Origin of the sequence: Bifidobacterium bombi DSM 19703 (assembly GCF_000737845.1) — a bacterium.
GTDB classification, from domain to species: domain Bacteria; phylum Actinomycetota; class Actinomycetes; order Actinomycetales; family Bifidobacteriaceae; genus Bifidobacterium; species Bifidobacterium bombi.
The window spans coordinates 425244-443197 of record NZ_ATLK01000001.1 but is presented as its reverse complement, the minus strand read 5'-3'; the positions used below and the strand labels follow the sequence as shown (position 1 = coordinate 443197).

At 55.7% G+C, this 17954-nt stretch carries 15 protein-coding genes and 1 pseudogene; 4 read left to right on the top strand and 12 right to left on the bottom strand.

All coding sequences use genetic code 11. The annotated features are described in order from the left end of the window. Window positions 1-4 precede the first annotated feature (4 nt). The 5 genes and pseudogenes from ftsH to BBOMB_RS01655 all read right to left on the bottom strand — a co-directional run bounded on the left by ftsH (window position 5) and on the right by BBOMB_RS01655 (window position 6860). On the bottom strand, window positions 5-2038 hold the full coding sequence (gene ftsH / locus BBOMB_RS01675) for an ATP-dependent zinc metalloprotease FtsH (RefSeq protein ID WP_238549912.1): 2034 nt from the start codon (window positions 2036-2038) through the stop codon (window positions 5-7). A gap of 326 nt (window positions 2039-2364) precedes the next feature. Further along, window positions 2365-2928, bottom strand: coding sequence for a hypoxanthine phosphoribosyltransferase (hpt, locus tag BBOMB_RS01670; protein ID WP_044086545.1), 564 nt, complete (start codon window positions 2926-2928; stop codon window positions 2365-2367). Further along, window positions 2915-4006, bottom strand: a complete 1092-nt coding sequence (gene tilS / locus BBOMB_RS01665) for a tRNA lysidine(34) synthetase TilS (RefSeq protein ID WP_044086544.1) — start codon at window positions 4004-4006, stop codon at window positions 2915-2917. The genes hpt and tilS overlap by 14 nt, the downstream gene beginning before the upstream one ends. A gap of 73 nt (window positions 4007-4079) precedes the next feature. After that, entirely contained in the window at window positions 4080-5372 is a 1293-nt protein-coding gene (locus BBOMB_RS01660) for a glycosyltransferase family 2 protein (protein ID WP_081867224.1), read from the bottom strand. Next, window positions 5372-6860, bottom strand: a pseudogene (locus tag BBOMB_RS01655) (AI-2E family transporter). Before BBOMB_RS01655 ends, BBOMB_RS01660 begins: the two are co-directional and overlap by 1 nt. Window positions 6861-6946: 86 nt before the next feature. On the opposite strand from BBOMB_RS01655, the gene BBOMB_RS01650 reads away from it, so the two are divergent. The 3 genes from BBOMB_RS01650 to BBOMB_RS07475 all read left to right on the top strand — a co-directional run bounded on the left by BBOMB_RS01650 (window position 6947) and on the right by BBOMB_RS07475 (window position 9774). Further along, a complete protein-coding gene (locus BBOMB_RS01650) occupies window positions 6947-7837 on the top strand; it encodes a glycosyltransferase family 2 protein (protein WP_044086542.1) in 891 nt (296 codons plus the stop codon). 17 nt (window positions 7838-7854) lie between these two features. After that, a complete protein-coding gene (locus tag BBOMB_RS01645; protein WP_081867364.1) occupies window positions 7855-8577 on the top strand; it encodes an MgtC/SapB family protein in 723 nt (240 codons plus the stop codon). 99 nt (window positions 8578-8676) lie between these two features. Next, complete coding sequence (locus BBOMB_RS07475; RefSeq protein WP_052377334.1) at window positions 8677-9774, top strand: polyprenyl synthetase family protein; 1098 nt, start codon at window positions 8677-8679, stop codon at window positions 9772-9774. Between the two features lie 89 nt (window positions 9775-9863). Here the strand turns inward: BBOMB_RS07475 and BBOMB_RS01635 are convergent, their stop codons facing one another. From BBOMB_RS01635 to BBOMB_RS01615, 5 genes are all read right to left on the bottom strand, one after another. Next, window positions 9864-10154, bottom strand: coding sequence for a YggT family protein (locus BBOMB_RS01635; RefSeq protein WP_044086539.1), 291 nt, complete (start codon window positions 10152-10154; stop codon window positions 9864-9866). A 95-nt stretch (window positions 10155-10249) separates the two neighbouring features. Then, window positions 10250-10729 (bottom strand): cell division protein SepF, encoded by a 480-nt coding sequence (locus BBOMB_RS01630; protein WP_044086537.1) that lies wholly within the window; start codon window positions 10727-10729, stop codon window positions 10250-10252. Window positions 10730-10753: 24 nt separating this feature from the next. After that, a complete protein-coding gene (ftsZ, locus tag BBOMB_RS01625; protein WP_152570104.1) occupies window positions 10754-12028 on the bottom strand; it encodes a cell division protein FtsZ in 1275 nt (424 codons plus the stop codon). Between the two features lie 196 nt (window positions 12029-12224). Continuing rightward, on the bottom strand, window positions 12225-13472 hold the full coding sequence (dusB, locus tag BBOMB_RS01620; RefSeq protein WP_081867223.1) for a tRNA dihydrouridine synthase DusB: 1248 nt from the start codon (window positions 13470-13472) through the stop codon (window positions 12225-12227). Window positions 13473-13569: 97 nt separating this feature from the next. Next, on the bottom strand, window positions 13570-15090 hold the full coding sequence (locus BBOMB_RS01615) for a glycine--tRNA ligase (protein ID WP_044086532.1): 1521 nt from the start codon (window positions 15088-15090) through the stop codon (window positions 13570-13572). Between the two features lie 249 nt (window positions 15091-15339). Here BBOMB_RS01615 and BBOMB_RS01610 point away from each other — a divergent pair, with 249 nt between their 5' ends. Further along, complete coding sequence (locus tag BBOMB_RS01610; RefSeq protein WP_044086530.1) at window positions 15340-16380, top strand: LacI family DNA-binding transcriptional regulator; 1041 nt, start codon at window positions 15340-15342, stop codon at window positions 16378-16380. Between the two features lie 40 nt (window positions 16381-16420). On the opposite strand, the gene BBOMB_RS01605 is transcribed toward BBOMB_RS01610, so the two are convergent. Both BBOMB_RS01605 and recO read right to left on the bottom strand, forming a co-directional pair. Then, the gene (locus tag BBOMB_RS01605; protein ID WP_044086874.1) at window positions 16421-17212 is read right to left on the bottom strand and encodes an isoprenyl transferase; all 792 of its coding nucleotides are present in this window, start codon (window positions 17210-17212) and stop codon (window positions 16421-16423) included. 12 nt (window positions 17213-17224) lie between these two features. Then, entirely contained in the window at window positions 17225-17947 is a 723-nt protein-coding gene (gene recO, locus BBOMB_RS01600; protein ID WP_044086528.1) for a DNA repair protein RecO, read from the bottom strand. Window positions 17948-17954: the final 7 nt, after the last annotated feature.

Genomic DNA, 17954 nt, shown 5'->3' with positions numbered 1-17954 from the left:
ATCTCTACTTCTCTTCCATGGACTTCTTCAGTGACTCAGGAATTTCGACCGGCGGCACATCTGAGTCAAAACGCTTCGGGTCAGAAAGCCAAAGGTCACGTTCAGGAGCTTTACGCAGATCCTTGAATATTTCTGCAAGTTCCTTCTCGTTTAAGGTCTCTTTTACAAGGAGCTGACGGACAAGCTCATCAAGGATATCCCTATTGTCACTGATGATTCTCCACGCTTCCGTATGAGCGGTTTCAACGAGGCTGCGCACTTCCTCATCAATGATCTCTCCGGTCTTCTCCGAATACTTGTGCGAGAATGCATCCACCGATTCGCCATCAGGCTCGGCCGCACCCCATTTGACCGCCCCGAGCGTCGAGGAGAGTCCGTATTCCATGACCATCGTACGCGCAATTTTCGTCGCCTTTTCGATGTCGTTCGATGCGCCGGTGGTGGGGTCATGGAAGACAACCTCCTCCGCGGTGCGCCCACCCATGGCATAGGCCATCTGGTCAAGCAGCTGGAAACGCGACTGCGAATATCGGTCAGAAGTTGGCAGAACAGCCGTATAACCCAATGCCTGTCCACGCGGCAGAATCGTCACCTTAGTAACCGGGTCGGTGTAGTGCAACGCTGCTGCAACCATGGCGTGACCGCCTTCGTGATACGCAGTGTTGCGCATCTCCTCAAGCGCCATACCACGTGATTGGCGCCGCGGTCCGGCCTGGACTCGGTCGATGGCCTCATCAATCGCACGGTTGTCAATGAGCTGAGCGCCCGCCCTTGCGCAGAGTAAGGCAGCCTCGTTGAGCACGTTGGCAAGGTCAGCCCCCGTGAATCCCGGGGTGCGTACGGCGACGGTATGCAGATCCACATCGGGCACGAACGGCTTACCTTTCGCATGTACCTTAAGAATCGCCTCACGTCCCTCAAGATCAGGCGCCTCGACCGCCACCTGCCGGTCGAAACGGCCTGGGCGCAACAACGCCGAATCGAGCACATCCGGACGGTTTGTCGCGGCGATGATGATGAGGTTCGTGTTGTTGTCGAAGCCGTCCATCTCAACAAGAAGCTGGTTAAGCGTCTGCTCACGCTCGTCATGCCCGCCATTCATGCCCGAGCCGCGTTTACGGCCCACCGCGTCGATCTCATCGATGAAGATGATGGCGGGGGCGTTCTTCTTCGCCTCTTCGAACAAGTCACGAACACGCGAAGCACCCAGACCTACGAACATCTCTACGAAGTCGGAACCTGCCATGGCATAGAACGGCACACCGGCCTCACCCGCGATGGCGCGTGCAAGCAACGTCTTGCCGGTTCCCGGAGGACCGTAGAGCAGCACGCCCCGTGGAATCCTGGCGCCCAACGCATTGTATTTCGATGGGTCTTTGAGGAAGTCCTTGATCTCCTCGACCTCCTCGACCGCTGACTGCTCTCCGGCGACATCGGAGAATTTGGTGGTAGGCGTTTCCCCTTCCAGCAACTTCCCGTTGTTCTTATTGCCGCCCATGCCGAACATGCCGGCTCCGGTGTTCGACATCTTGCTGAACATCCAGTACATCAGCGCAATAAACAGCACCAACGGGAGAAACTGGATGAGCAGGGTGGTCCAGATGCTGTCCGAAGCGATCTCGGTGTTCCAACCGTCTTTGGGCTGCGCCATACGTACAGCCTCAACGACCTGCGTCTCCTGAGCCTGAGTGTAGTAGAACTGCACGTCTCGCCCATATATGTGGGGCTTACCGGTCTTCGGATCCTTCTTGATGAAATCATCGCTCAGCTTGAGCTTCACCTGCTGCCCGTTGTCGACGACGGTCGCACGCTCGACCGAAACATATCCGTTCATGTCGAGTTTCTGGGCGGCATTGGTGGCACGGCCGGATGCCTCTCCGTCCTGCACGCCGGTACGCGCTCCTGTGGCATCCGACTTCTCCGATTTGTTCTGTTCGTCGGACTTATCGGACTTATCGGAATCGTCGGATTTGCCTTTGCCGGAATCCTGCGCATCCGATTTCGATTTGCTGTCGTTCTTGCCACCCGAAGGGTTCATGAACACTCCACGGTAAGGCAAGACGCTTTTGTCCGCGCGGTCCGCGTTCACCGAACCGTCGGTCTTCACCGCTCCGTACAACAAGTTCATGCCGTCACGCGTATCGATATTCTGCGAGCCGGAACCCATGAACATCTGCATGCCGATAAGCGCAAGCACGACGAGCGCCGAGACCCAGACCCAAGGCGACTGCCACCAAGACCGCTTGCCCTGGTTGCCCGGTCCGCCGCCTACACTGTTGCGACCGAATGGGTTATTGCCTTGACGGGGATCCCTACCGGGACCTAGATTGCCGTTGGGTGAGCCCATCGGCGGTTGAGTGTTGCTCATGCGTGTTCTCCTTCGTATACCGATGCCTTCAAAACGGCGATGGAATCTAGATTGCGGAACCTTTCCGCATAATCAAGGCCGAAACCAACTACGAATACATCAGGAACCTCGAAACCTTTATACTTCACGTCCACGTCCACTTCCCTGCGCTCAGGCTTCTCCAAAAGGGCAAAAACCTCAACCGAGGCCGCACCACGGCGCCGGAGTTCCCTTTTCAACCAGTCCAAGGTCAGTCCCGAATCGATGATGTCTTCGACGATAAGGACGTCACGCCCTTCGACATCCGTAGATAGATCCTGCCTGACAGTGATCTCACCCTGGCTTCTGACACCGGATCCATAGCTGGAAAGGCTCATGAAATCCATCTCAACCGGAATGCTCAAAGCCTGCGAAAAGGCAACCATGACATTGACGGCCCCTTTGAGCACTCCTACGAGCAACGGGTAACGTTCCTTGTAATCTCTGCTCACCTCCGCGGCGACTTCCTGTATGCGCCCCATAATCCGCTCATGGGGAATGAGTTCGTGGTCTATTTCTTCCTGTATGTCAGCGATTCGCATGGGTACCATTTTTACACACGCGAATGACGTGTTTCTTCCGTTTTGCTGAATACCCGCTGGGAAGACTGACCTCGCCTTGCCCATGCCAGTGAGTCGCCAAATTCACAATCGAATCCACATGCGCCGATGTGAACGCGATTCCAAGTTCGTTGAGCGCATGCATGACCACACGCGAACGGATGGCGGCATGCCTTGTCTGCAGGGCGGAAGCGTCGATGAGCAAACCACCTTTGGCATCGCACCGGACGATGTGCGAATACGCCTCATCGCAGCATGCGTTGAGGAAATCCTCGTCCTGACGGGCCGATTTCGTACCATAGGCCAGATGACGCGCCACTCCTCCACCGGCGAACCGTTCAAGGAAAGGCATGACAGTGTGACGAACCCTGGAGCGAAGCGGGTACCCCTGAGGCAGCGGTGCGTCCGGGCTCATACCGGCACCGTTGGTCGGGTCGTCCCACCATGCGATCTTGCAATCGCGACACACCGCGGTCGTCTGCTCACGTGTGAGCCCCAAAAAAGGGCGTGCAAACGTAACACCGTTCCAGTCAATGACGTCGGACATGCCGGTCAAAGCGGAGACTCCCGATGACCGCATGAGGTCAATCAAGACCGTTTCCGCCTGATCGTCGAGCGTATGCGCCAACAAGACCGCAGCGGCACCAAACCAAGTCGCGACATCACTCAAAGCCTGGTACCGGGCCTCGCGTGCGCCAGCCTCCTCGCCCGCACGGCTAACATCAACATCGACTTCAACCCTGATGACTGGAGAAAGCCCCAAACGACCGCACTGCATCGCGGCAGTTCGAGCCGCATCGGAAGATCCAAGCTGCAAACGGTGATCGATTATAATCGCGCCGCATCGCACTCCAAGGCTTGCACACACCTTCTGGGACACAAACGCCAACGCCATGGAATCCCTGCCACCCGAGCATGCGACCAAGACCAATGGCGCGTCGGTACTGGCCGCATGCTCGCCGTGAAGCGCGAACCGCGCATCTTGTGACCCAAGGCCAATTGACCCAAGACCGGATCTCACGGCTCCGACCGCCTGCCGCAGCGATGAGGAGTAAACCATATGGCCGCTTCTTTCCCGCGCTGGTCCTTGTCGTCCTATCCGTCAACGACCAGCCCATGCCCTTTGCGGGCTTTCAGTGCTTCGTATCGTTCTGTTCTTCGCCGGTATCTGGTAAGGCCTCTTCGACCTTCCCGCCATCGACCACGCCGCGGTGTTCGATAGGTTTCCAGTTGGCACGCGCGAAAATCGCCTGGAACGATATGGGCACATAACTGAACATGTAAATCGGGAAGCTCAGGACATAGGCGAAAAGCTCCTTGTTCGTGGCTCCAATCTGGTCGCGCTCTGCAAACACAGTGAGCGCTGCAAGCCCCATCAGCCCTATCATTCCCAGGAACGCGCCGACAAGCAGACTTTCCAACGAAAACCACAATGAGGACCAGGAAATGAACCCGAGCACAGCGAACAACACCCCAAGAACATACCTGACCACGGTTACCACCGTGAACGGGCAGAGTAGCAGTGTGAAGTCGAAAGCGGAGAAGTCACGCTCCTTGACGGCTCTCACGATCAACCTTGGTCCATAATAGCGAAACACCTGCAGGAAGCCTTTGCTCCAACGAAGGCGCTGACGCCAACTCTGTTCGAACGTCACGGGCTGTTCATCATAGAGGATGGCGGTGCCGCAATAACCGATGCGGTCGCCGTGAAGAACAGAGTCCATAGAGAACTCGAGGTCCTCCGTCAGCAGATGGAATTTCCAACCGTTGTTGCGACGCATGATTTCCTGAGAGAACATGAAGCCGGTCCCACCCACGTGGCAGCTGGAACCCAGAAGCATGCGCGAATTGTTGACGAACCGTGATTCGCGGATGAACCACAACGCGGAACCAGAAGAGACCCAGTTCTTTGACAGGTTGACCGAGTTGCGATAGCTCGTCAGAATGCGGAAACCGGATTGGAATGCCTTGTTCATTTCCTCGATGTAATGCTTGTCAAGAAGATTGTCGGCGTCGAAGACAAAGAAAGCATCATAATCGCCGGCACGGCCCTGGGCGATCATCTCGTCCAGAAGGTAGGTCAGGGCGTACCCTTTGCCGATATGCTCCTGATCACGTCGCTCGACCACGTCGCAACCGAGAGACTTGACCAACGCAGCAGTGCCGTCCGTGCAGTTGTCGGCCACCACCCAAATGTCTACGAGAGATGACGGATACGTCTGTTCGTGGATGGAGGAGATCAATCCTCCGATGACATTCTCCTCATTACGTGCGGAGATCAGTACGGCGTAACGTTTGTCCATGGGCGCGTCGGGAAAGACGATGCGTTTGTGGAACAATGAAGCCAGGATGTACACGCCCTGGTAGGCGGCACCGGCGACTCCCAAAATGAAGATAAGAACATCAAGTATGGCAAGCAAGACCATCAGCGCCAACCGCCTCTCGGATTATCATTGTGCTCGGCCGGTTCACGGCCTTCTTTCCGTTCCCCCGCAGGTTGTGCCCGTAGGTCCGTCGATGCTTTATCGACCCCCTTGCGCATATCCTCGTCATGCAGAATCCCCTTGGGGATAGCCACCGTCAACGAGTCATCCGACGAATGCGGCGCCGCGACCGAGTCGTCGTGCGCAAGATGATACACCTCTTCCTGCAATGCGCGCATCTCGTCGTTCACCGGAACCCTGGCACTGCTCCCCTTGGCTGCCCTAGGGATATGGTCGGCAACCGGTCGAATGACGTGCTCGTTGAACGCCTCCGCGCCTTCGACGACCTTAGACCTGGAAACGGGCGTCGGATCGTCCATCAGCGGTGAACCCACAAGTTCGTATTTCCTGGTGTACACCTTGAACAGGGCCTGCAGGCTGGCGGTGACGGGAAGAGCCAGAAAGGCCCCCAACGCCCCGAAGAGAGCACCCATGATGAGAACGCATAGGAATGCGATGGCCGGATTGAGATCCATGGTTCGCTGGGAGACCTTCGGCAAGAAGATAAGGTTCTCGATCTGCTGGTACACGACGATGAACGCGACCACCGCCAAGCCCCAAGTCCACCCACGCAGACTCCAGGCGAAGACGACCGGAAGAGCCCCTCCGATGTATGTTCCGACAGTCGGTACGAATTGTGAGACAAGCCCGCAGAAGACGGCAAGAGGCAGCCAATAAGGCACCTTTGTGGCCATGAGGAAGATCGAGGTGAAGAACGCATTGAGCAACGCGAGAATCGAACGCGAGAAAAGGAATCCCGAAATCTGATCCTGAACCACGGTCCATACGAGCAGAAAACGACGCTGTACCTTTGGGGCAAGCCACTGGCACACGCTTCTGCGCATTTTTGGACCGGAAGCCGAAATGTAGTAGGAAACCATGAGCACAGTGAATAGATTGAGAATCACACTGAAGAAAGCCACTGTCGTGTTCAATGCCTGACCGGCGAAATTGGTGACCCAAGAGGTCTGCAGGTTGCGTAGCATCTCATTGCCGAGACTGTTCATCTCGGGCAACTTGAAATCGGTGTACTGCGATACGAACGAGCGCAGCTGACCGTACAAGGCCGGGACACCGGCAATCATAGAGATGACCTGATCGACGAACAATTTGCCGAACATCAGCAGGAGAGCCAACGCGACGATAATGAGTCCCACAAGGCACAGTGCCGATGCCAAGGCCCGCTTCCATCCATGGCGCACCAGACGCACGACCAAAGGCTCCAGGGCCAAGGAGATGAACATGGCGATGATGAGATCCAGTACGATGTACGAAATCTTGCCCCAGGACTGCCAGACGAATATCGCGAGGAAAACCGCTATCACGGCGTACAGCAGAGCACGCCCCCCACCAATCGGGTGGGCGGCGTGAATCTCCTTTGCTGGGAAACACTGAGGCGAAATCAAATCTGCCATCGTCCTTTTCGGTCATGACTCCAATACTACCAATGACACGGGCAACCGCGCCGTTGTCCGTAAAACGCCCTGTGTATGGCTGTTGCACTATCCTAGTGAACCATGCTGAAAGTTTCGATCGTCATTCCCGCATTCAACGAACAGGAGCACATCGTCAACTGTTTGATCAATGCGACACGGCAAAGCCTGATGCCTTATGAGGTGATCGTTGTCGATAACCTTTCCACCGATTCCACTGTCGATTTGGTCAAGGCGTTCATTGCCGAACACCCCACACTGCCCGTGCGTTTGGAGGAACAGGACACGGAACAGGGACTCATTCCGACGAGAAACTACGGCTTTTCCAAAGCGGGCGGCGACATTCTGGGAAGGGTCGATGCGGACTGCATGATCAAACCCGATTGGGTCGAAATCGTCACGCAAATCTTCACCGACGACCCCGAGGCCATGGGAGCCACCGGACCAGCCGTCTACTACGATATGCCCGCGAAGCGCGTGGGGCTCAAGGGCGATCAGGTCGTTCGTGAAAACACGTACCGGGCGGATGACAACCAAGTCCTGCTTTTCGGATCGAACATGGCCATACGGCACAGCGCGTGGGATAAGATACAGCCCTTCGTCTGCAGGGACAAGGCGGATATCATGCACGAAGACATCGACCTGTCTCTGCATCTGATAGACCAACACCTCAAAACCGTGTATTCAAGCCGGATGATTACAGGCGTATCTGCACGCCGCATGGACACTTCATTTTCATCGTTCCGCAATTACATGAGGCGCTTTCGCAACACGTTCGAAGCCCATCCCTCACATTCCAGAAAGCACAACACCGAACGAACGCTATACGCACTGTACCCGGCACTGAGATTGTTCTACCCCGTTTACCAGAAATACCTCGACAAAATGGACATCGATCCGGCCGAACGCATCTGGCTCAAGGAGCAGATCGAGATAGCCCAGCATGCGGCGCCCACGGATAAAAGCGGGGATTGACCATGACCTTGGATCTGATGTTGATACGGCAGGCAGCCTTTCTCTTCGCGGCGTTCGTGCTATCGACCGCCATCGGCACCGAAAGACAGCTACGGCATAAGGACGCAGGCATCAGAACCCACGCGCTTGTCGGGGTGGGTTCGGCGCTATTCGTCATCATCAGCAAATATGGTTTCATGGACGTCATCAGTGCGAACATACGCCTCGACCCCTCACGTATCGCAGCACAAATAGTCTCAGGCATAGGCTTCATTGGCGCAGGCCTAGTCTTCACCCAACGGTCGCACGTACGAGGACTGACTACTGCAGCCTCCATCTGGCTCACCGCGGCGATCGGTTCCGCTTGCGGGGCTGGCATGGTCCTCATCGCCGCCATCTGCACCGTGATCTACTTCCTGACGGTGATGCTTATCCCATACCTGACCAGGAACGTTCTCCCCGGTTTCGACACGAACGACATCCTGCGCCTGCGATACAAGGACGGCCACGGCACCCTACGCTCGATCCTCGCGCTTTGCGCGGTCCACGGTGTTTCCGTGGAAGGTTTTTCCACTCACAAGCACAGTGGTGCCGACGTGCCTATAGACGGAGAAGAAGATGATGAAGCACGTGATGACGGCCCTGAGCGCATTGTGACGGCCGACCTGGAGATTCGCGGCAAGAACCCGACGACTCTCATTCGAGATCTGACCAATCTGGAAGGTGTGCTTTCGGCCACGCGTATCAATAATGTCGAATAGCAAGGGTTAATAAAACGTTTCAACCTATGTTGTGTACCTCTTCATGATATATTGTGAAGCATCAAAGAACCATTAACGGTCGTAGGAGATTGGGCGATAATGCTGAACCAAGAAGAGAACAAGCTGAAGAAAGATTTGGCTCAGGTGGTACGCCTGCTCCATGAAGAAAGAAGCAGCTCAATTGCCTACGGTGAGGATTACGCCAATCTTCTGGACAACCACGGCAAACTGATACGTGCCACGCTGACGCTCATCTTCTCCTATGCCGCGGAAGTTCAGGAACACGGTTCAAACGATTTTAGGCGTCCCGACGAATCACAAGACACCAAGATGACCGCCGATGAAGAGGGACGTGTGGAAAGCCTACCGAGCATGGCCTCATCGGTCGAGGAGGACGAATCCGGCAAGCGAATCGGCAGGCACGCGCGGACGCTGATTGGTGCGACCGCCATCGAAATGCTGCACTTGGCGACGTTGGCGCATGATGACGTTATAGACAACGCACCAGTACGCCGTGGGAAACCTACTGTACAAACCCTTGACGGCAACAAGGCGGCGATTTACCTCGGTGACCTGCTCTTGTCACGATACATGGAGGTCATGGCCACTGTGGCACCTGACACCGGCTTTCTTGTCCAACAAGCTCATGATGTCAATGAAATCGTGGCAGGCGACCTATTTCAGTCTTCGCTGGCGCATGATTGTTCGGTGACCATCGAAGATTATGAACGCGCCATACGCGGCAAAACCGCCACGTTATTCCGATTGGCCTGCACGACGGGAACCATACTGGCGGTTGGGCGAAGTGACTCGTCCTGCATTGACCGGGCTGCGGCAATCGGTGAAGAATTAGGCATGGCTTACCAAATCATCGACGACATCGACGATTTCGATCTGACTCAGAAGTCCGACAAGCCGAAGCTGGAAGACATCACCAGCGGTATCTACACCCTGCCGGTCATTCTGGCGCTGCGAGACGACCCCGGATTCGAAGCGCTGCTCATCAAGGACAAGCCCGACCTCATCCTGGAGTATTTCAGTCGACATCCCGATTACATGCTTGCCAGCAAGAATGAGGTAAAAAAACATCTCGACCATGCCCAGGCGCTGTGCAACGGCGACGCCACTCCTCCACTTCCTCAAGGTCCCAGGACGCTCCTGCTTCGCATCATCGACAAGCTTCGATCTGCAGTTTGAGAATGTTTTCCCCACGGCGAATTTGCTATTCCCGGTTCAACCTACACAAAGGACGGCATCCATGTGCCGGAAACATGGCTTTGCATGGTTCACGCGAGGATACGAATCACCGCAACTGCGATATCCAAAACAAACCAGAGCAGCAACGGAGAGATGTCCAAACTTACATTGCCCAAACGAATTGGCGGTATATAGCGGCGCAACCAACGCAACGGCGGGTCGGTCAACACATAGAAGACGTTCACGATGGCGCCTACTACCTGGCCGGGCCTGTAATTGGGAAGCAAATACAGTACCCAATCGATAATCACCCGGATAAGCAGGACATTGCTGTATATACCTATAACCCAAGCAAGTATGAAAAGCAGCGAATACATCATCAACACAACCTCACCTGCCTTATGGAACGGACACGATTACGGCATCGGTAGGGGGCAGATCAAACCACACACCTAGGATAACGCAAAGAGCGCACTCAGAATATGGCCTCGTCCGATCCCAAGCCGTCAGATTGTTCGACTTTTATGTTGACCTGGGCGGGACTGAGGAGGAACACCCTTGCAGTCACTCGCTCCACCGAGCCCCGGAGTCCGAAAATAAGCCCCATCGAAAAGTCGATGATTCTGTACGCAAGTTCCTGGGAGACCCCCGTCAGATTGAGGACGACGGGAATGCCGTCACGTATCGCCCGTCCAACCGCCTCGGCATCTTCATATGTCTTGGGATGGATGGTTGTTATCCTGTTCAACTTTGTGGTGAAGGGGTTGTTCGCACCACCATCACCATCCCTTGAAGAACCCTTTTGGGAATCCATGATGGGGGTGAGGGAACGGTCGGAGTCGAAATCGACCTCATCGCGACCTTCCTCACTCTCAGAATCTTCCTCCAAACCGTCGTCGTCAACAACGTCGGCCATGCCCAGGTATGTCATGGCGTGCTTCATTATTCCAGCCATATGAATTCCTTCTCTTTGTCGCGTTTACCGTAGAAAGTCCGGAAGATCAAGATCTCCGAGGTCGTCCGAAGTCTCCGGCCCATCATGGTAGGCACCGTGCGATTCAGTGGTGGAATCGTCATCCGCGGTCATACCGGCCGAACTGGGAGAAGCGTCACCGGAAATACTGGCGACGTCACTTGAAGGGATGGATTCGTCGCTATCGACGGGAACGAAGCCATCCTCCGCTTTCTTCACTTGGTCGGCAGACTTAGCTCCAGCGCCGGGCACAGTGAATCCCGAAGAATCGGAATCCACCAAGACGGAACTGCCCTCGTGTGCATCATCCGTTTTTTTGGAGTGTGCGTCGAAACCAGCAGCGATGACGGTGACACGCACCTCATCGCCATAGGCATCATCCATCGCAAGACCCCAGATGATCTGAGCCTCAGGGTGAATGGCCTTGCGTACAAGCTCCGTGGCCGCGCTGACCTCCTGCATCTTCAAATCGGTCGGACCGGCAATGTTAATCAACGCGCCATGTGCGCCTTCGATGCTTTCCTCAAGCAAGGGCGAGCTGATGGCAATTTCGGCCGCCTGCGTGGCCCTGTCTTCGCCTCTTGCTGACCCTATTCCGAAGAGCGCGGTTCCCGCATCCTTCAGGATGGCCGTCACATCGGAGAAATCGACGTGGATGTAGGAATTCATGGTAATGAGGTCGGTAATGCCCTGCACACCAGCAAGAAGAGCGCTGTCGGCAGTCTTGAAGGCATCCATGATGCCTATGGTACGGTCGGAGAGTTCGAGGAGACGATCATTGGGAATGACGATCAGGGCGTCAACTTCCTTGCGAAGATTTTCGATGCCCAGTTTTGCGGAAGCTGCACGCTGAGGCCCCTCGAAAGCGAACGGACGGGTGACCACAGCGACGGTCAGCGCCCCCTGCTGATGCGCGGCGCGTGCGACGATGGGGCTCGCACCGGTACCGGTGCCTCCTCCCTCGCCGCAAGTCACGAAGACCATATCGGCGCCTTTGAGCGCCTCCTCTATGTCTGACTGGTGATCTTGGGCGGCCTTGGATCCCTTTTCGGGATCGGCACCAGCTCCCAAGCCCCTGCTGGTGTTGTCGCTCAACGATATCTTCACGTCCGCGTCACTGCGCAACAAATCCTTGGCATCTGTGTTAATGGCGACAAATTCAACGTTCTGCAACCCTTCGGCAATCATGCGGTTCACCGCATTGCCTCCGGCTCCACCAACACCCACCACCTTGATGCTGGTCTTGTCGTTGAAATTGTCATTCTGGGCAATCTCACTCACCATAGTCTCCTGTCACTCGCGGTCATGCCTCTACTCTATCGCAAAATGCATCCTAGATAAGGATATTTCCGGGTATGTACCATTAAAATTACACAACTGTCGTTATTACATCAATTATATGACCTGCATTCCCAAAAGGACGGCATATATTCGGCAGATCACGGGGAACGCCAGGGCACAGTGGGCACAGCCGCAATCAGTAGCCGGCATCCATGGGATCGTCCCCGAACAACGATTCGCGCTGCTCATGGCTCGTCGTCCGGGAATCTAGCCACCCGTATGGCAGGTGGACCTTTTTCGCATACCGCACCCTGCCCCGTGGCTTGTCGACCAGCCGATCGGGAAGCTTTGAGGAAAGGTCGAGACCATCCATACAACTTCTGACATCCTGCAATGTCTCACATTCCATGAATGCACGACGAGTCTGCCCGCCGACGGGGAAGCCTTTAAGATACCAGGCGATATGCTTGCGCAAATCATGAACGGCCATGGACTCGTCGCCGTCATAGAACTCGATCAGAAGCCCCGCATGGCGCAGTATGACCTCGCAGACTTGCCCCAAGGTTGGATCCATCCTAGAAGGATCGCCGTTGAAGGCGTGCTTGATGTCGGAAAAGATCCACGGCCTGCCCTGACAGCCACGACCCACAGCAACACCGGCACAACCGGTTTCACGCACCATTTCAAGAGCGTCCTGTGCACCCCAGATGTCGCCATTTCCGAACACAGGAATATCAAGCTCCTGCACCAACCGTGCTATCTTGCTCCAATCCGAATGACCACCGTAGTATTCGGCGGTGGTGCGAGCATGCAGGGTCACTGCGGCGCATCCTTCATCCTGGGCTATACGCCCCGCATCAAGGTACGTTTCATGGTCAAGGTCGATCCCAACGCGAATCTTCGCGGTTACAGGGATGCCAGCCGGCTCACATACGGCCACGACACGATGGATAAGCTCCCTGAAGAGGTCCAATTTCCAAGGCAAGGCCGACCCGCCTCCCCTACGGGTCACTTTGGGAACGGGACAACCGAAATTCAGGTCAACATGATCCGCCATATCGCCATCGGCCACCATACGGGCGGCCTGTTCGACAATCGCCGGATCGACGCCGTACAGCTGCAACGAACGGATTCTTTCCGAGGGAGCGAAACGACAGAGACGAAAAGCTTTGGGATTCTTAGCCACCAAAGCTCTTGCCGTGATCATCTCGGCTACATAGAGGCCGTCCGGGCCATAGGATTCGCATAGGACGCGAAACGGCCAATTCGTGACCCCGGCCATGGGCGAGAGCACGACGGGCGTCTGCACATGCAATCGCCCCAGCTCGATGGGAGCGATACGAGTTCCGCTCCGTCCCACCCCATTTGGATCCTCGGAGACGTTCGTCGAACCCCCTTCGACGGAACCTTGAACCGGCGAGGGGACCTCATCTACAACGGCCATCAAATTACCAAACCTCTTTCACTGCTCCTTAAAAACAACGTGGCCCAAGGTCAATCGACCTGCAGGCCACGACATGCTTCAGCTCAATCCAAGCCTTTCAGTACAACCCGCCAGCCTGCGCTATCCTCACCGGCTCGGACTCGTCCACGCCGTTTTCCTTCGACACATCCTCACCACCATCGGCGGCACGGGTGCCGACAATCTGCACCGGACCTTCCGGGTAACGCACCCGCTTGTCCGCCACACGATCTGACACATACTTCGCCACCTGAGTCAAGGAGACGCGTTCTTGACTCATGGTGTCCCTCTCCCGGATGGTCACGGCCTGGTCATCGATGGTATCGAAATCGACAGTCACGCACAGAGGCGTTCCTATTTCATCCTGCCTACGGTAACGACGTCCAATGGCACCGGATTCGTCATAATCTACCATCAACTCGTTCTGTCTCAGATCGGCGGCAAGGTCATGCGCAATGCCCTGCAATTGTGGTTTCTTACTCAGCGGGAAGACCGCGGCCTTGATCGGAGCCAGGCGCGGATCAAGATGTAACACCGTGCGGCGATCCACACCGCCCTTGGCGTTGGGGGCCTCATCGATGTCGTAGGCATCCACAAGGAAGGCCATCAGAGAGCGGGTCAAACCCGCCGCCGGCTCGATGACGTACGGAACGTAACGCTCTCCGGTGGCCTGATTGAAGTAGCTCAGGTCTTCACCGGAATGCCGTGCATGGGCTTTCAAGTCATAATCGGTGCGGTTCGCGATCCCCTCGAGTTCACCCCAATCCGAACCCTTGAAACCGAACTTGTATTCGATGTCGACCGTGCGCTTCGAATAATGCGACAGTTTTTCCTTCGGATGTTCGTAATGCCGCAGGTTCTCGGGATTGATCCCGAGGTCGGTGTACCAACGGGTCCTCGTATCTATCCAGTATTGGTGCCACTGCTCATCGGTTCCGGGTTCCACGAAGAACTCCATCTCCATCTGCTCGAACTCACGGGTTCGGAATATGAAGTTGCCAGGGGTGATCTCATTCCTAAAGGACTTGCCGATGTTCGCTATGCCGAAAGGCGGTTTGGAACGTGAGGAACCCATGACGTTTTTGAAGTCTACGAAGATGCCCTGTGCGGTCTCGGGACGCAGGTAATGCAACGAGTTCTCGTCGTCGACCGGGCCCAGATGCGTGCGAAGCATCATGTTGAAATCGCGAGGTTCGGTCCACTGCCCACAAGTCCCGCATTCGGGGCAGACGATGGACTTCAGACCGTCTTCAGGCATCTTGTCGCCATGTTTCTGCGCATAGGCTTCCTCAAGCTTATCGGCACGCTGGCGCTTATGACAATTGAGGCATTCGATCAGGGGATCGTTAAACACCTTGACATGCCCCGAAGCCTCCCACACTGCAGAGGGGAGGATCACCGACGTATCCACGCCCAGCACGTCGCCTCGGGTGACGACCATACTGCGCCACCACTGACGTTTGATATTGTCCTTGAGCGCAACACCAAGCGGACCATAATCCCAGGCCGAACGCGTCCCGCCGTAAATCTCGCCGGCAGGAAACACAAAACCACGTCTCTTTGCCAGAGACACCACTTCATCAAGGTTGGAAACAGCCACAATACACCTTCCGTGCAGAGTTACGGATCATAACGTTCAATTGAAGAATTCTAACCAAGGAGCATGACACCACAACGTCGAAGTAATTCGTGTGCGTCTTCGTTGGAAAATCACAACGTTTTGCTTACTCTCACACCACAATTTCAAAAAAAGCGTCAAACGAATGACGTCAACCTTCGACAACTCCATGCACCCCAAAAACCCAGATGCCGCTTTGTTTTTCCGATAGCTCGGTATTATAGTGTAAGCATGGTTACAATGAAGAATGTGGCAGATAAGGCAGGGGTATCGATATCCACCGTCTCATTGGTGATGAACAATCATGATTCCGGCCGCGTCAAGACCGAAATAGCCGCAAAGGTGCGCAAAATTGCAAATGAGCTCGGTTACCGTCCCAATCCCATGGCACGTTCATTGCGGACGAGCAAGACGAGCATCCTTGGTTTCGTAGCGGAACAGATATCTTCGTTCCCCTATGTAGCGAAGATGCTGCAAGGTGCACAGGATGCCGCCAGCAAACTTGGATACGTCGTCCTTTTCGTGACCTCCGATGGATCGACCTCACAGGAGGAGCAGACAGCGGCGCTGCAACGATACGGCATGGACGGCTTCCTCTACTCCCAGCCGTCGAGTCAGGTCACTGAGGTCCCGGACGACTTGGTGCATTACCCTCTCGTGCTCATCGCCACAAACACGGTCGACAACCGCTTCCCTATCGTCGAGTCCAGCGAGTTCGACATTGGCTACGATGCCACGAAGCGGCTTATCGATTCGGGAGCCAAACGCATCGCATACATCGGCAACTGCGTGCCAACCATCGCGCAGGCCACCCGCTTGGAAGGTTATCGTGAGATGCTTTACAAAGCCGGCATTCCGTTCGACGATAATCTTCTGGCGAACGTCTCGCATAACGACGAGGCGCTGAACGCCGTGGAGCACCTCATCGAGACGCAGCATCCCGATGCGTTCTTCTGCTATGACGATGCGCGTGCTTGGTACGTCTACGAATGTGCCGCACGGATGGGTCTGAGCGTGGGCAGGGACATCTCCGTCATCGGCGTAGGTGACGACAAAACCGTTTCTGACACGTTCACGCCCAAGCTCACCACCATTGAACTGCCATATTATGAAATGGGTTACTGGGCGGTGTGCAAACTGGTCTCTCTGATTGAAAAGCAATCCGAGGGAGTGATGTTCCCCAAGGACCTCATACCACTCCCTCCGCTGGATTCCCCAATTCCCGCCCGCATTCACTGCCGTCTGATCGAGAACGAATCGATCGTTTCCTGAATCCGTCAGGCCGCCCAAAAACCGGCGTAGAGGTCGTGGCTTACTTGATGACGCCGCCGAACCTGCGCTCTTGTCGGGTGTAATGCGAGATGGAACGCCAGAACGGAACACGACCGTAATCGGGGAACAGCTCCGGCGCGAAGTCAAGTTCCGCGTACGTAGCCTCCCAGGGAAGGAAATTGGACGTCCTCTGCTCTCCCGACGTGCGTATCACCAAATCGCAATCAGGAATGTCAGGGTTGTATAAGTGCTCCGCAATCATTTTTTCGGTGACCCGTTCCCCGCTGATCGCACCGTCCTTGACTTCTCTGGCTATATCCGCGCAAGCGTCCGCAATCTCCGCCCTGCCGCCGTAATTAATGCAGAACACCACATCGATGGTGGAGTTGTGCTTCGTGCGCTCCATGGCGACTTCCAGCTCGTCGATGACCGACTTCCACAAACGTGGGCGCCGACCGGCCCAGCGCACCCTGACACCCCACTCATCCATCTGCGCCACGCGGCGATGGATGATTTCGCGCGAAAACCCCATGAGAAATCGCACTTCCTGAGGACTGCGCTTCCAGTTCTCGGTTGAGAAAGTGTATAGGCTCAGATAGCGCACCCCGGCCTCGATGGCTCCGGCAATGACGTCAAACACCACCGGTTCAGCGGCTTGATGGCCTTTGGTCCGGACCATTGCGCGATTCTGCGCCCAACGCCCATTACCGTCCATAATGATGCCGACATGCCTGGGCACCTTGCCCTTGGGAAACGCGGGAATGATAGCAGGATCCGAAAAGGGGGCCGCGGGAATATTCAAGGAAGTGTAATCAACTTGTTCAAAAGCCATATTCATACTGTACTATGACTCCTGCAGCTTCATGGAACGAATCGGGCGTTCCAGATAATACTCGCACCATTCCTCCACAAGATGACGTGTTCCCACAGGTAACGCCGCACCATCGAGTACCTTCCAGTCACCATCTATCAGGGCTTGCAACCGTTCACGCTCATCCAGCGTAATGTACCGGGAGTCAGGCGTATGATCGTCAACACACATCACGCCGCCGGCAGCGACGGAAAAATAATCCAGCCCATCGCGACGCATGCAGACCACGCAGGAATCCGTACGCGGCTTCCATCCGGCAAGAGCCAAGGACCTCATAACGTATGAATTTCCAATGACCTGTGCGCCGTGCTTGTGTGAAGCCAACGAGTGCAAAGCCGAAACCAGCAGCATATACTGGGCGCCGACCGGCTCATGTTCAGTGGAGACCAGTTTGTCGATGGTCTCCACCATCATGCTGGCCGCCTCATAAGCCGCATAATCCGCGCAGATTGGTCCACCATACGGTGCGATGAGCGCCGCTTGTGAAATGACATCAAGCGATCGGCCGCCGGCAATGAGCATGTTGCAGCGCATAAAAGGTTCCACTCGGCTGCCGAACCGAGATTTGACCCTTCGCACACCTTTGGCCACTGCCCTTACCTTGCCATGCCCTCGGGTGAGTAGTGTCACGATGCGATCAGCTTCCCCCAGCTTGACGGTACGCAGGACGATACCCTCATCACGGAACAAAGCCATATGCACA